The organism is Curvibacter cyanobacteriorum (genome assembly GCF_028649475.1).
Lineage (GTDB): Bacteria > Pseudomonadota > Gammaproteobacteria > Burkholderiales > Burkholderiaceae_C > Curvibacter > Curvibacter cyanobacteriorum.
The window spans coordinates 458,191-473,025 of sequence record NZ_JAQSIP010000003.1 but is presented as its reverse complement, the minus strand read 5'-3'; the positions used below and the strand labels follow the sequence as shown (position 1 = coordinate 473,025).

General features: G+C 68.2%; 12 protein-coding genes. 7 read left to right on the top strand and 5 right to left on the bottom strand.

From position 1 onward, the window contains the following. Positions 1 to 37: 37 nt before the first annotated feature. The 4 genes from PSQ40_RS08710 to PSQ40_RS08695 all read left to right on the top strand — a co-directional run bounded on the left by PSQ40_RS08710 (position 38) and on the right by PSQ40_RS08695 (position 4,523). Entirely contained in the window at positions 38 to 424 is a 387-nt protein-coding gene (locus PSQ40_RS08710; protein WP_273950659.1) for a MarR family EPS-associated transcriptional regulator, read from the top strand. Between the two features lie 71 nt (positions 425 to 495). Further along, positions 496 to 1,665 carry a nucleotide sugar dehydrogenase gene (locus PSQ40_RS08705; protein ID WP_273950658.1) on the top strand — a complete coding sequence of 390 codons (1,170 nt, stop codon included), beginning with the start codon at positions 496 to 498 and terminating at the stop codon, positions 1,663 to 1,665. 110 nt (positions 1,666 to 1,775) lie between these two features. Beyond that, positions 1,776 to 2,336 carry a sugar transferase gene (locus PSQ40_RS08700; RefSeq protein WP_273950655.1) on the top strand — a complete coding sequence of 187 codons (561 nt, stop codon included), beginning with the start codon at positions 1,776 to 1,778 and terminating at the stop codon, positions 2,334 to 2,336. 192 nt (positions 2,337 to 2,528) lie between these two features. After that, positions 2,529 to 4,523: a polysaccharide biosynthesis protein gene (locus PSQ40_RS08695; RefSeq protein ID WP_273950653.1), complete on the top strand. Its 1,995-nt coding sequence runs from the start codon at positions 2,529 to 2,531 to the stop codon at positions 4,521 to 4,523. 46 nt (positions 4,524 to 4,569) lie between these two features. On the opposite strand, the gene PSQ40_RS08690 is transcribed toward PSQ40_RS08695, so the two are convergent. Together PSQ40_RS08690 and selD are read right to left on the bottom strand one after the other, a co-directional pair. Next, positions 4,570 to 4,725 (bottom strand): hypothetical protein, encoded by a 156-nt coding sequence (locus PSQ40_RS08690; protein ID WP_273950651.1) that lies wholly within the window; start codon positions 4,723 to 4,725, stop codon positions 4,570 to 4,572. A gap of 4 nt (positions 4,726 to 4,729) precedes the next feature. After that, positions 4,730 to 5,788, bottom strand: coding sequence for a selenide, water dikinase SelD (gene selD, locus PSQ40_RS08685; protein ID WP_273950650.1), 1,059 nt, complete (start codon positions 5,786 to 5,788; stop codon positions 4,730 to 4,732). A 36-nt stretch (positions 5,789 to 5,824) separates the two neighbouring features. Between selD and mnmH the strand changes: the two genes are divergently transcribed. The 3 genes from mnmH to PSQ40_RS08670 are packed head-to-tail and all read left to right on the top strand — an operon-like array spanning position 5,825 to position 10,133. Continuing rightward, positions 5,825 to 6,910 (top strand): tRNA 2-selenouridine(34) synthase MnmH, encoded by a 1,086-nt coding sequence (gene mnmH / locus PSQ40_RS08680; protein WP_273950648.1) that lies wholly within the window; start codon positions 5,825 to 5,827, stop codon positions 6,908 to 6,910. A 45-nt stretch (positions 6,911 to 6,955) separates the two neighbouring features. Then, positions 6,956 to 8,479 (top strand): GGDEF domain-containing protein, encoded by a 1,524-nt coding sequence (locus PSQ40_RS08675; protein ID WP_273950646.1) that lies wholly within the window; start codon positions 6,956 to 6,958, stop codon positions 8,477 to 8,479. 40 nt (positions 8,480 to 8,519) lie between these two features. Next, positions 8,520 to 10,133: an alkaline phosphatase D family protein gene (locus PSQ40_RS08670; RefSeq protein WP_409338572.1), complete on the top strand. Its 1,614-nt coding sequence runs from the start codon at positions 8,520 to 8,522 to the stop codon at positions 10,131 to 10,133. Between the two features lie 129 nt (positions 10,134 to 10,262). On the opposite strand, the gene PSQ40_RS08665 is transcribed toward PSQ40_RS08670, so the two are convergent. The 3 genes from PSQ40_RS08665 to PSQ40_RS08655 all read right to left on the bottom strand — a co-directional run bounded on the left by PSQ40_RS08665 (position 10,263) and on the right by PSQ40_RS08655 (position 14,832). Next, a complete protein-coding gene (locus PSQ40_RS08665; protein ID WP_273950644.1) occupies positions 10,263 to 11,921 on the bottom strand; it encodes an acyl-CoA synthetase in 1,659 nt (552 codons plus the stop codon). A gap of 107 nt (positions 11,922 to 12,028) precedes the next feature. Then, positions 12,029 to 13,726: a GGDEF domain-containing protein gene (locus tag PSQ40_RS08660; protein WP_273950642.1), complete on the bottom strand. Its 1,698-nt coding sequence runs from the start codon at positions 13,724 to 13,726 to the stop codon at positions 12,029 to 12,031. Continuing rightward, entirely contained in the window at positions 13,723 to 14,832 is a 1,110-nt protein-coding gene (locus PSQ40_RS08655) for an ABC transporter substrate-binding protein (RefSeq protein WP_273950640.1), read from the bottom strand. The genes PSQ40_RS08660 and PSQ40_RS08655 overlap by 4 nt, the downstream gene beginning before the upstream one ends. Between the last annotated feature and the right edge of the window lie 3 nt (positions 14,833 to 14,835).

Below are 14,835 nucleotides of genomic sequence, written 5' to 3'. Positions count from 1 at the left end.
CCCTGCCCCACCCACGTTTGCACGCCCCGACCTTGCCATGACCAGTCGCCAAGCCAGGATCCAGGAAGACACCGACTTTCGCGTGCTGCGCATCCTGCAAGACAACCCCGACTTGACCCAGCGCGAACTCGCGGACCGGCTCGGGGTCAGCGTGGGCGGCCTGAATTACTGCCTCAAGGCACTGATCGACAAAGGCTGGGTCAAGGTGCAGAACTTCAGCGAAAGCAAGAACAAATTTGGCTACGTCTACCTGCTGACCCCCAGTGGACTGAGCCACAAAGCCGCGCTGACGGGTCGGTTCCTGAAGCGCAAACTCGAAGAATACGAAGCGCTGCAAGCCGAGATTGACGCCCTGCGCCAAGAAATCAGAGACATGCCACCGGCAACGGCGGCCGATAAGAGCCCCCGCGAGGGGACCTGTTGAGCCCCTTCGGGCCCCATTTGACTGTCACACACCACCTCAACCATTCGCCACCAGGCAAGGGAACCCCAACCATGAAAATTGCGATCGCCGGAACCGGTTATGTCGGCTTGTCCAACGCGGTGCTGCTGGCACAGCAGCACGAGGTGGTGGCACTGGACATCGTGGCCGACAAGGTGGCGTTGATCAACAGCCGCCGCAGCCCGATTGTCGACACCGAGATCGAAGACTTCCTGGCCCATAAACCCCTGAACCTGCGCGCCACCCAGGACAAGCAGGACGCCTACCAGGGCGCCGACTACGTGATCGTGGCCACCCCGACCGATTACGACGTGGACACCAACCGCTTCAACACCCGCTCGGTGGAAGCCGTGATCCGCGACGTCATGGCCATCAACCCACAGGCTGTGATCGTCATCAAGTCCACCGTACCGGTGGGCTACACGGCCAAGACCCGCGCCGAGCTGAACTGCGACAAGCTGATCTTCTCGCCAGAGTTTCTGCGCGAAGGCCGCGCCCTGTACGACAACCTGCACCCCTCACGCATCGTGGTGGGCGAGCGCTCCGAGCGCGCCCGTGTGTTTGCGCACCTGCTCAAGGACTGTGCGGTCAAGCCGGACATCGAGGTGCTGCTGACCGACTCGACCGAAGCCGAGGCCATCAAGCTGTTCTCCAACACCTACCTGGCCATGCGCGTGGCGTACTTCAACGAACTCGACACCTATGCGGCCACCCATGGCCTGGATTCGCGCCAGATCATTGAAGGCGTGGGCCTGGACCCACGCATCGGCAAGCACTACAACAACCCGTCCTTTGGTTACGGCGGCTACTGCCTGCCCAAGGACACCAAGCAGTTGCTGGCCAACTACAACCAGGTGCCACAGAACCTGATCCACGCCATCGTGGAATCCAACACCACGCGCAAGGACTTCATCGCCAGCGCGATTCTGGCCAAAAAACCGAAAGTGGTCGGCGTCTATCGGCTGATCATGAAAGCCGGCTCGGACAACTTCCGCGCCTCCAGCATCCAGGGCATCATGAAGCGCATCAAGGCCAAGGGCATCGAGGTGATCGTGTACGAGCCAGCCATGACGGAAGAACTTTTCTTCAATTCCCGCGTGGTCAATGACCTCGACGCTTTCAAGCGGGAGGCGGATGTGATTGTGTCGAACCGGATGAACAAGGCACTGGCTGACGTCGAGGAGAAAGTCTTCACGCGCGACTTGTTCGGGGGCGACGACTGACCGTCATCCCATCTACGACATGACCGATGAGCCGTTGAACCCAAACCTCATCGGTGCTGGCGGCGTACCGAGCCACGGTGGGCCCTGCCGCTCTGAATTGAAACTGCCCCATGAAGCGCCTCTTTGACCTGACCCTGGCCCTGATCGCCCTGGCCCTGCTGTTGCTGCCCATCGCGCTGGTGGCCCTGGCGGTGCGCCTGACCTCGACCGGCCCGGCGCTGTACTGGTCCGACCGGGTGGGCCGTCACCAGCGCATTTTCCGCATGCCCAAGTTCCGCAGCATGCGCGTGGGCACGCCCGCCGTGGCCACCCACCTGCTGAGCAACCCGGACAGCCACCTGACCCCCATTGGGTCGTTTTTGCGCCGCTCCAGCCTCGACGAAATGCCGCAACTGTGGAGCATCCTCAAGGGCGACATGAGCCTGGTCGGACCGCGCCCGGCGCTGTTCAACCAACAGGACCTGATCGCGCTGCGCGAGCAGCACGGCGTCAACGACCTGCTGCCCGGCCTCACTGGCTGGGCCCAGGTGAACGGCCGCGATGAACTGGCCATCGAGCAGAAAGTGGCCTATGACACCGAATACCTGCAACGCCAGTCCTTGGCCTTTGACCTGCGCATCCTGTGGTTGACGGTCATCAAAGTGCTGCGCCGGGAAGGCGTGACGCACTGACCCGGGCCAACCTTCGGCCTGACCGTGTGCCCGCCCAACGCTGAGACGGGCGGCTCGGCTTGACCTGGCGCCAACCAAGCGTAGGGGGCGGGCACTTCGGGCGTTCCGCACGCGGGGCCGCCTCGCTTGCGGTGCGCCAAGCCCTATGATGGCGGGTTACGCTGCCCCGCACTTTGCCTGCTGCCCTTCGCCATGTTCAAGGCCTTCACCGAATTCCTGATCGACCTGCCGCGCCCGGCCAAGCGGGTGCTGGCGCTGAGCGTGGACGCCCTGCTGTGCGCGCTCACGGTGTGGCTGGCCATGAGCTTGCGCTACGAAACCTGGATCGTGCCACGCGAAGGCCAATGGCTGGCCATCGGCCTGTCGCCCGCGCTGGCCCTGCCCATCTTTGTGGTGCATGGTTTGTACCGCGCCATCTTCCGTTACGCAGGCTGGTCGGCGCTGATGACGGTGATCCGCGCGGTGGCCGTGTACGGCGTGCTCTACGCCATGGCCTTCACCTTGATCAGCGTGTCCGGGGTGCCGCGCACCGTGGGCCTGTTGCAGCCGATGCTGCTGTTGCTGGCAGTCGGCGGTTCGCGCCTGGTGGCACGCTATTGGCTCAGCGGGCTGTACCAAAGCAAACTGCAACGCGCCCAGCTGCCGCGGGTGCTGATCTACGGCGCCGGTGCAGCGGGCCGCCAGTTGGCCGATGCGCTGTCGGCCAGCCACGAAATGCAGGCCGTGGGCTTCCTCGACGACGACGAGCGGCTGCACGGCCAGACGCTGAGCGGCCTGCCCATCCATGACCCCCAGCAGCTCGAGAGTTGCGTGCAAAAGCACCGCATCCACACCATCTTGTTGGCCGTGCCGTCGGCCACGCGGCAGCGGCGCAACGACATCTTGCTGCGCGCCAGCCGGGCCCAGGTGTCCGTGCGCACCCTGCCCAACCTGCTGGACCTGGCCCAGGGCCGGGTGCAGGTGAGCGACCTGCGCGAGCTGGACATCGAAGACCTGCTGGGCCGCGACCCGGTGGCGCCGGACACCGAACTGCTGCACCGCCATGTGCGCCACAAGGTGGTGCTGGTGACCGGTGCCGGGGGCTCGATCGGCAGCGAGCTGTGCCGCCAGATCCTGCAGGGGCAGCCGCGCCTGCTGCTGCTGCTGGACCTCAATGAGTTCGCGCTCTACCAGATCCACCAGGAACTGCAGGGCTGGCAACAGCTGCAAGCCGGTGGTGCCGACGCCAGCCCGACGCAGCTGCTGCCGCTGCTGGCGTCGGTGCAGGACGCCGACCGCCTGAGCGAAATCATGGCCACCTGGCGGCCCGACACCATCTACCACGCGGCCGCCTACAAGCACGTGCCCCTGGTCGAGCACAACCCGGCCGAGGGCCTCAAGAACAACGTCTGGGGCACCTGGACCTGCGCCCGCGTGGCCCAGCAGCACGGCGTGGAGCGCTTTGTGCTGATCAGCACCGACAAGGCCGTGCGCCCCACCAACATCATGGGCGCCAGCAAGCGCCTGGCCGAGATGGTGCTGCAGGGGCTGGCAGCCGACCGGGCGGGCGCCGCTGGCGTCGCCCCCAGCGTGGGGCCCACCTGCTTCAGCATGGTGCGCTTCGGCAATGTGCTGGGGTCTTCGGGTTCGGTGGTGCCCCTGTTCCGGCGCCAGATCAAAGCGGGCGGCCCCATCACCCTGACCCACCCGGACATCACACGCTACTTCATGACCATCCCCGAGGCCGCGCAGTTGGTGATCCAGGCGGGCGCCATGGCCCGGGGCGGCGACGTGTTCCTGCTCGACATGGGGCAACCGGTGCGCATCCAGGACCTGGCTCGCAAGATGGTGGAACTGTCGGGCCTGACGATCCGCGACGCTCAGACCCCGGATGGTGACATCGAGATCGAGATCACCGGCCTGCGCCCCGGCGAAAAGCTCTATGAAGAATTGCTGATTGGCGATCACCCCGAGCCCACCCAGCACCCGCGCATCATGAAGGCGCGCGAGGACTTTCTGCCCTGGCCCGAACTGCAGCACCGGCTGGCCACACTGCGCGAGGCCCTGAACCGGCACGATGCGCTGGCCATTCGCGAGCAGATGGTGGCCCTGGTCAGCGGTTACGAGCCCAGCGACCCGGTGGTCGACTGGACGCACCTGGCGCAGCAAGACAGCCGCCAGCCCCGACCAGACACCCTGGCGCCCTGAGCGGACTCCAACCGGTCCAGGCCCCCATCAGAGGCCCAGCCGCTCTTCAGCAAAACAAGAACGCGAGGCTGGCCGCATCCTCTCCGAGGTGCAGCAAGGTCCAGGCGGCAACGCGGTAAGCCCAGCCCTGCCAGTCCGACCAGCGTCCGCCCCAGGGCGCATCGCTGGCGCCCTCGGCCGCGTCCACGCCCCAGGGGGGCATCGGCTCAGACAAAGTGCAGCCCCGGCGCGCCCTCGGGTGCCACCGCCTGCAGCCTGCCGATCACACTGGCCTGGGCAAAACCGTCTTCCTGGAAAGCGGCCAGCACCGCCGCGGCGGCCTCGGGTGCACAGCTGACCAGCAGCCCGCCGCTGGTCTGCGGGTCCGACACCAGCGCCTGCTGCCACGGCTCTGCCCATCTCGGCCAAAGCACCTGGTGGCCGTAGGCAGCCCAGTTGCGCGCCGACGCTCCGGTGACCACGCCCTCGCGGGCCCAGGCCACAGCGGCCTCGATCAGGGGCAGCTCAGCCAGCCGAACCTCGGCCACCACGCCCGAGCCCCGGCACACCTCGAGCAGGTGGCCTGCCAGGCCGAAGCCGGTCACATCGGTCATCGCATGCACCCCGACCAGGCCCCCCAGGCGCGAACCCACGCGGTTCAACTGGGTGGTGTGGGCCAGCATCTCGGCGTAGCCTGCGGCGTCCAACACCCCCTTCTTGAGGGCGGCCGACAAGATGCCCACCCCCAGCGGCTTGCCCAGCACCAGCACATCGCCCGGCTGCGCATCGGCATTGCGACGCACGCGGTCGGGGTGCACCAAGCCCAGGGCCACCAAGCCGTAAATGGGTTCCAGCAGGTCGATGGAATGCCCGCCCGCGATCGGGATGCCCGCGGCCCGGCAGACCTCGGCCCCTCCGGCCAGCACCTCGCCAATCGCCTCGGCCGACAGCTTGGCGATCGGCATGCCCACCAGCGCCAGCGCCAGGATGGGGGTGGCGCCCATGGCGTAGATGTCGGACAGCGCGTTGGTGGCCGCAATGCGACCGAAGTCGCGCGGATCGTCGACGATGGGGGTGAAAAAGTCCGTCGTCGCCACCAGGGCCTGCGTGTCGTTGAGGCGGTACACCGCCGCGTCGTCACTGGTCTCCAGGCCGACCATCAGCTCAGGGGGCATCAGGCCGCGCGGCGCGCGTGACAAAATCTCGCTCAACAAACCCGGCGCGATCTTGCAACCGCAACCACCGCCGTGGGAAAACTGGGTCAATGCTGGCAAAGAGGTGCTCATGGCTTATTTTGGCGTCAATTTGAATCGGCCTCGATCATGACCGCCTGGCGCGGGCCGGTGCCCATCACCGAACGACACCAGTTCGACACCTTGATCGACGCGCGCTCGCCCGCCGAGTTTGCGCTGGACCATGTCCCCGGGGCGATCAACTGCCCGGCGCTCGACGACGAGGAACGCCGCACCGTCGGCACGCTCTACAAACAGCAAGGCGCCTTCGAGGCCCGGCGCGTCGGTGGCGCCCTGGTGGCGGCCAACCTGGCACGCCACCTGCGCGAGCACTTTGCCGACCGCCCCGCCGATTGGAAGCCGCTGGTCTACTGCTGGCGCGGCGGCTTGCGCAGTGGCTCGATGGTTGCCTGGCTGCGCCTGGTGGGCTGGGATGCCCAGCAGGTGGCCGGTGGCTACAAGCGCTGGCGACAGCACGTCATCGACACCCTGGCCAGCCACAGCCCCACCTTGCGCTGGCAGGTGCTGGCGGGCGCCACCGGCACGGCCAAAACCCGGCTGCTGCAGGCGCTGGCGCGCGAAGGCGCCCAGGTGCTGGACCTGGAGCAACTGGCACGCCACAAGGGTTCGCTGCTGGGGGCCTGGCCAGGCCAACCACAGCCCTCGCAAAAGGCGTTTGAGACCGCTTTGGCGGTGGCGATCGAAGGTTTCGACCCCGCCCGGCCGGTCTGGATCGAAGCGGAAAGCCGCAAGATCGGCCAGCTGTCGGTGCCCAACCCCCTGCTGGCGGCGCTGCGCGCGGCGCCCTGCCTCGAGCTCACCGCCCCCAAGGCCGCGCGGCTGGCCTTCTTGCTGCAAGACTACGCCTACCTGGCCGAGCACGGCGAGGCCCTGGCCCAGCAACTGGCCCCGCTGCGCACCCTGCATGGCCACGACACCCTTTTGCAATGGCAGGACTGGGCCCGCCTGGCGCAACTGCCCCCCTTGTTCGAGCAGCTCATCACCCGCCACTACGACCCCCAGTACGCCCGGTCCCAAGCGGCCCACCTGCACGGCTGGAGCGCCCGGCAGACCCTGCCACTGGCCCAACTCGACCCCGAGACCCTGAGCCAAGTGGCCCGACAGCTCAAAGACCGCGTCCTGGACGCCCCCCCAGCCGCCCAGAAGGGGCGCTAGGGCGTTATCCTGTCACCTCTTTTTGGCGCACCGCACAACACCCCCATGGCCGACCGCTCGCCTTATGACATCGCCAAGGAAACGCTCAAGCAGCTTTCCCTGCGCAAGCTGATCCCCTCGCCTGAGAACTACCAGGCCCTGTTCCATGAAGTGGCGGGCACCCGCCATGTGGCCAACTTCCCTGAAGAAGCGCTGCGCGGCATTGGCCGCGTGCTGCCGGGCCAGACCCCAGCCCAGCAACGCCTGCTGACCCAATACGACACCGCCATCAGCCAGCGCAGTTGGGTGGGGGTGCAGGCGGCCCTGGTTGGCCTGGCCACCCAACCGCTGGTGGCCACGCCCTCGCACCTGCAAGACAAGTCCGTGATCAGCGAAGAGCTGATGGGTGAATTGCGTGAGCAGATTGCCCGCCTGGTCGAGAACATCCTGCCCATGGTCGGCGCCGACGACCCACGCCTGCAGCAGCAGGCCGAGCAACTGCTGCACTACGCCCGCCAGCCCGCGGCCGAGGCCGCCACGCTCAAGCTGATGCTGGGCAACCTGAGCTTTCGGCTGTCGTTTGCCTCGGAAGACCAGCTCGCCATCAAGAGCACCTTGCTGGCGCTGTTGCACCTGCTGTTCACCAACATCGGCGAACTGGCGGTCGACGACCGCTGGCTCAAGGGCCAGATCGACGCGCTGGTCAATGCCACCACGCCGCCCCTGACGCTGCGCCGCCTCGACGATGTGCAGGCCCGCCTCAAGGACGTGATCTTCAAGCAGTCCGAGGCCAAGGCCCGCGCCCTCGAGGCGCAAGACCAGATGAAGCAGATGCTGGCCGCCTTCATCGACAGGCTGTCCACCATGACCGAGCACAGCGGCAGCTACCAGGGCACCATCGAGCACTGCGCGCGCCAGCTGGAAAGCGCCGAAACCCTGGCCGACATCACCCCGGTGCTGCAAGAGGCCATCCAGGCCACGCGCTCGATGTCCATCGACACCCTGCACATGCGTGACGAACTGCGCGAGATGCGCGAGCGCACCGAGCAAGCCGACGCCGCGCTGCGCCGCATGCAGGAAGAACTGGACCGCGCCAGCTCGCAAGCTCGCCACGACCCGCTGACCGGGGCCCTGAACCGCAAGGGCCTGGACGAAACCCTGACCCGCGAGATCGCGCGCGCGCGCCGCCAGGACACCCCCATGTGCGTGGCCCTGCTCGACCTCGACAACTTCAAGAAACTCAACGACACCCTGGGCCACGACACCGGTGACGCCGCGCTGCTGCACCTGGTGCAGGTGGCGCGCAGCGCCATCCGGCCGCAAGACAGCCTGGCCCGTTACGGTGGCGAGGAGTTCTTGGTGGTGCTGCCCGACACCGACCAGGACAAGGGCGTCGAGGTCATGAAGCGGCTGCAGCGCGAACTGACCAAGAAGTACTTCCTCAAAGACAACGAGAAAGTGCTGATCACCTTCAGCGCGGGTGTGGCCCAGGTGGGCGCCGAAGAAGACACCACCGAAGCCATCAAGCGGGCCGACCAGGCGATGTACCTGGCCAAACGCTCGGGCAAGAACCGTGTCGTGGCGGCCTGATCGGGCCCTGGGGCCCGCCGGCACCGACCCGCGCGGCGGCCTGAATCGGCGTGACTGGCTGCAGGCCCTGCTGCTCAGCGCCACCCTGCAACCCTGGCAGGCCGGGGCCCAAACGGGCCGCCACCCAAGGCTGGCCGATCCGCCCTTTGCCTGCGGTGTCGCCAGCGGCAGCCCCAGCCACCACGGCGTGGTGCTCTGGACCCGACTCCATGTGGCCGACCCGCTGGACCCGCGCGCGCTGTCGGTGCGCTGGGAACTGGCCGAGGACGAGGGCTTTCAGCGCGTCGTGCAACGCGGCCAGACCGACACCCAGGCCGCCCTGGGCCAAGCCGTGCACGTCGAACTGCAAGGCCTGCCCGCGGACCGCTGGTTCCACTACCGCTTTCTGGTCGGCGATGCCGTCAGCCCGGTGGGCCGCACCCGCACCCTGCCCGCGCCCGACACCCTGGCCCCCCGGCTGCGCTTGGCCTTTGCCTCGTGCCAGCGCTGGGAGCACGGCTACTACGCGGCCTGGCGCCATGCCGCGGCACAGGCGCTGGACCTGGTGGTGTTTCTGGGTGACTACATCTACGAGTACGCCTCGCCGCGGGGCGGCGTGGCACCGCAGGCGACGCCGCCCATCCACCGGGTGCACAGCCTGCGCCGGGCCGTCAGCCTGGCCGACTACCGCGACCGCTACGCCCTGCACAAAAGCGACCCCGACCTGCAGGCTGCCCATGCCGCCTGCCCTTGGCTGCTGACCTGGGACGACCACGAGGTCGAAAACGACTACGCCGGCGTGCAAGGCCGCGAAGGCGCAAGCGCCGACTTCCTGGCCCAGCGCAGCGCGGCTTACCAGGCCTTTTACGAGAACATGCCGCTGCCCGCCTCGGTGCTGGTGCAGGGCCTGCAAGGCCTGAACCAGGCCGATGCGCTGCGCCTGTACCAACGCCACACCTTTGGCCGCCTGGCCCGCTTTCATGTGCTGGACGACCGCCAGTACCGGGCCGTGCAGGCCTGCCGCCATCCCAGCGACAGCAGCGCCGGCACCGTGCGGCCCAGCCGCTGCGCCGAACTGCGCGACCCCGGCCGCAGCCTGTTGGGCCCGGCCCAGGAGCAATGGCTGGCCCAGGGCCTGGCGCAAGACCACTCGGCGGGGGGCCCGCGCTGGACCGTGCTGGCCCAGCAAACGCTTTTTTCGCCGCGCCACTATGGCGGCGCCAGCGCCGCCGCGCAGGCCGACGAACCCACCCCGACCGACCCGTGGGACGGCTACCCCGCCGCGCGCCAGCGCCTGCTGGACACGCTGCAGGCCACGCCGCCCCGCAACACGGTGCTGATCGGGGGCGACATCCACCAGAACTACGTCTGCCAGGTGCAGGCCGACCCGACGCGCCCCGACTCGGCCGTGCTGGCCAGCGAGTTCTGCGGCACCTCGATCAGCTCCCACTCCGGCGCCACGCTGGCACGGGCCCAGGCCCTGCAACAGAACAACCCGCACGTGCTGCTGGCCAACCCCGAGCAACGCGGCTACGCCCTGGTCGAGCTGAACCCACAGCGCTGGCACACCACGCTGATGGCGGTGGACGACCCGGGCCGCGCCGACAGCCCGCTGCGCCCACTGGCCCGTTTTGTGGTGGAGGACGGCCGCGCCGGGCCGCAGCGCGACGGCTGATCCGGCCCTGCCCCTGCCCCTGGCCCAGGTCCGCGGCGAGGCCCTGGCACCACGGGCGGGAGCGAAGCCAGCCAGCGGTTTGGCGCAGCGGCGCCGGGGTCTGCGCCGGTCTGCACCGGCCTCAGGGCTTCAAACGTCGATGGCGGTGGCCGAACCCGCCTGGCGGCGCAGCTCGAACTTCTGGATCTTGCCGGTGCTGGTCTTGGGCAGTTCGCCAAACACCACCGCGCGCGGCACCTTGAAGCCCGCGAGGTGCTTCTTGCAGTGCGCCACGATGTCCTCGGGCGTGGTCTCGGCGCCCGCCTTGAGTTCGACAAAGGCGCAGGGGGTTTCCCCCCAACGCGCGTCGGGCTTGGCCACCACGGCGGCGGCCAGCACATCGGGGTGGCGGTAGAGCACGTCCTCGACCTCGATCGAAGAGATGTTCTCGCCGCCCGAGATGATGATGTCCTTGCTGCGGTCCTTGATCTTGATGTAGCCGTCGGGGTACTGCACCGCCAGGTCGCCACTGTGGAACCAGCCGCCGGCAAAGGCCTCGGCCGTCGCCTGGGGGTTCTTCAGGTAGCCCTTCATGGCGATGTTGCCGCGGAACATGATCTCGCCCATGGTCTCGCCATCGTGTGGCACCGGGGTCAGGCTGTCCTGGTTGAGCACCTGGACCTCGCGCTGCAGGTGGTAGCGCACGCCCTGGCGCGCGTTCAGGCGGGCCCGCTCGCCAATGTCGAGCTGGTCCCAGGCCTCGTGTTTGGCACACACGGTGGCCGGGCCATAGACCTCGGTCAGGCCGTAGACGTGGGTCAGGTCAAAGCCCAGTGCCTCCATGCCCTCGATCATCGAGGCCGGCGGCGCCGCCCCGGCCACCATGGCCTTGACGCCCTGGGGCAGGCCTTCTTTGAGGGCCGCGGGCGCATTGACCAGCAGGCCGTGGACGATGGGCGCGCCACAGTAGTGGGTCACGCCGTGCTCGCGCATCATGCCGAAAATGGCCTCGGGCTCGACCCGGCGCAGGCACACGTTGACGCCGGCACGCGCCGCCACCGTCCACGGAAAGCACCAGCCATTGCAGTGGAACATCGGCAGGGTCCAGAGGTAGACCGCGTGCTTGGGCATGTCCCATTCCAGCACGTTGGAGATCGCGTTCACTGCCGCGCCCCGGTGGTGGTAGACCACGCCCTTGGGGTTGCCGGTGGTGCCGCTGGTGTAGTTCAAGGCGATGGCGTCCCATTCGTCGGCAGGCCCCTCCCAGGCGTAGTCAGCGTCGCCGCCGGCCAGGAAAGCCTCGTAGTCCAGGCCCCCCAGGCGGACCGGTGCCGGGCCATACAGCGCGTCTTCGACCTCGATGACCTGCACCGGCAGGGACGATTGGCGCAGCGCCAGGGCCTTTTGCATGACCGGGGTGAATTCGGGGTCGACGATGACCGCCTTGGCCTCGCCATGGTCCAGCATGAAGGCGATGGTCTCAGCGTCCAGGCGGGTGTTCAGTGCGTTCAGCACGGCGCCGGCCATGGGCACGCCAAAGTGGGCTTCAACCATGGGCGGGGTGTTGGGCAACATCACGGCGACGGTGTCGTTCTTGCCGATGCCGGCCTGACGCAAGGCGCTGGCCAGCCGACGGCAGCGGGCGTAGGTCTGGGCCCAGGTACGGCGCAGGGCCTGCGCGCCTCGCCCATGCACCACGGCCAGCCGATCCGGGTAGACCAGGGCGGCCCGCTCGATGAAGCCCAGCGGTGACAGCGGGGCAAAGTTGGCTTCATTGCGGGGCAGATCCTGGTCGTAGATCGAAGTCATGGCGTCTCCTGGCGGGTGATGAAAGCAAGCCCGCCATTCTGCGGGGCGGGGCTTACAGGCGCATTGCAGGGCGCACGCTCAGGCCTGGCCTGACCGCGCACCCGGGTTCACGAAAAGGAGTAGGTGTTGCGGCCGTTTTGCTTGGCCCGGTACATGCCCATGTCGGCCCGGGTCAGCAGGGCGCGCACCTCGGTGCCATCGCGCGGGGCCATGGCGATGCCGATGCTGGCCTGGATCTGCACCGGCAGGCCCTCGATCAGCAGGGGCTGGTCAAACTGGGCCTTGAGCTTGAGGGCCAGCTGGGTGGCGTCTTCTTCGCCCCCCAGGTCCTGGCACACCACCACGAACTCGTCGCCGCCCAGGCGGCCCACCATGTCGCCCACCCGCAGGGCCTGGCTCAGGCGCTGGGCCACCCCGCGCAGCACGGCGTCTCCGACATCGTGGCCCAGGCCGTCGTTGATGTTCTTGAAGTGGTCCAGGTCGACGAACAGCACCGCGCAAGGGCGTTGGGTGTGTTCGGCACGCTGCAGCGCCTGGGCCAGGCGGGCCTCGACCATGCGGCGGTTGGGCAAGCCCGTCAGCGCATCATGGTGGGCCAGGTGGTCCATGGCGTTGTGGCTGGTGCGCAGCTGGGTCATCTGCTGCCAGACCTGTTCTTCCATCAGCTGGAAGCTGCGCGCCAGCTCGCCAATCTCGTCGGTGCGCTCGATCGGCAAGGCCTGCACCCGCTGGCCCGTGCCCAGCACCCGGGTGGCCTGGGCCAGGGCCTTGAGTGGTTCGGTGACGACACGTGACACCAGCACCGCCAGCACCAGGGCCGCCACACACAGCAGCAACAGCACCTGCACGATGCTGCGGCCCAGCACCGAGGCCTCGCCCTCGATGGCGCTCACGGGCTGGGCCAGTCCCAGCACCCAGAAGCGCTGCTCGGGCTCGGAGCCGATCGGCAGGCGCACAAACGCCGCCACCACGGGCTCGCCACCGGACTCGTTGACCGAGGTCACCAACTGCTGGGACTGGCCGTTGATCAGGCGGGCCGCGTCGGGAAAGCTGTCCTGGATGAACACCCGTTGCCCGCGGTCAAAGCCAAAGGTCTGACTGGGGTCGGGGTGCATCAGCCAGTCGCCCCAGCGGTTGCTCATGTAGAGCTGAAAGCCGTCCGGCAAATCGGCCGACACCCCTTGCAGGAAGGGGCGCGCCGCCACCTGGATGACCACCACGCCCAGCGCATGCCCGTTGTGCACCACCGGGGCGGACAAGGTGTAGCTGGGCAGATCCCCGCCACCGGCCAGGGCCTCGTCGCGGGTGGCCGCGAGTTCGGACATGTAGACCTGGCCTGCGGGCAGCGGCAAGGCCTCGAACACATAGGGGAAATGGCCTTTTTCCTGCAACTCAGCGTCGAGCACCCGCTGCAGGCCCGTGGGCTGGCGTTGCACGCGGACCTGCTCCAGGCCATGCGCGCCGGCCGAGATCAGCCGGATCTGCAGGTAATCAGGGTGCGAATCCATCTCGGCCGCAAAGGCCTGGGCCAGCGTGCGGCGCACCGGCTCCCCGGCGTGCTCTTCCAGCGCGCCCTGGGCGGCGGCCAGGGCCGCCAGGGTGACGGCGTTGCGCGACACCGCCTGCAGGCTGGACTGCAGGTGGCGCCCCAGCACCTCGGTGGTCGTCATCAGGTAGTGCTCGGCCCGCTCGCGCAGCAGACTGCGGCTGGTCACAAAGGTGTAGTGACTGGCCAAGGCGGCGGCGAACACACTGAAGGCCGCCAACAACAGACTCAGGCGAAAGGCAATGCTGCCAGGCTTCATGCCACCAGCCTTTCGGGGCGCTCGCCGGCGATGATGCGTTGCCACAAGCGCCCGCGGCGGGGCTCGTCTTCCACCGGTTCCAGCCACACCAGGCGTCCCGATGCGGGCACACCGGCCGGTTCCTCGAGGGTGTTGGCCAGGCCCTGGCGCCGCGTCAGCAGGCGCCCCGAGTCCAGCGACAGCAGGTGGTTGACCCAGCGGGTCGCCAGCTCGGGGTTGCGCGCCTGGCGCGTGATGGCCCAGCAGTCCAGCCAGGCCAGGGCGCCTTCGCGGGGCACCACATAGCCCACATCCATGCCCTGGTCCTGCAGCAGCTTGAGTTGCTGGCGGCCGTAGTTGGCGAACATCAGCGCCACCCGGTGGCGGCGGAACATCTCGGCCGACTCTTCGGGCAGGCTGTAGAAACCGCGCACATTGCGGCGCAGGGCCACCAGGCGCTGGGTCACCCGGCCCCAGTGGGTGGCGTCGATCTGGAACGGCGACAGGCCCTGGGCCATGGCCGCCAGCGAAAAGCTGTGCGTGCTGCCGTCAAAGGCCAGCACCCGCCCCTGCAGCGCGGGGTCCCACAGGGCCTCCACCGACACCGGCGGCGTGCTGATTTGACGCCGGTCAAAAATCAGCCCCATCTCGGCGTAGGTGTAGGGCATGGCGTAAACGCGCCCGCCGTCGGTGATGCCGGGAATCGCCTCGCGGCGCAAAAAACGGGGCAGTTGGGCCGCCGCATGGGGCAGGCCGGACAGGGCCAGCGGGGCCAGCATGTTGAGTTCGCGCAGGCGCTGGATCTCGACCGTGTTGGCCGCCAGCACGTCGAACAGCGGCCCCCCGGTGACCGGGTCCACCAGGGACAGGCGCTGGCGCAGCACCTCGTCGGAGCCCACGATGCTGAGCTCGACCCGAGCCCCTTCCCGGGCCTCAAAGGCCTTGACCACGTCCGGGTCGGCGTAGCCCGGCCACGCCAGCACGCGCAGGGTCTTGGCCGGATCACTGGTGCGGTGCAGGTTCTGCTGCGCGCGGGCCGAGGCCGCCGCCCAGGTCCCCAGGCCCACGGCACAGGCTTGGGCCAGACCGGCCTGCCAGACCGATCGCCGAGTTGTGCTGATTGGCATTCT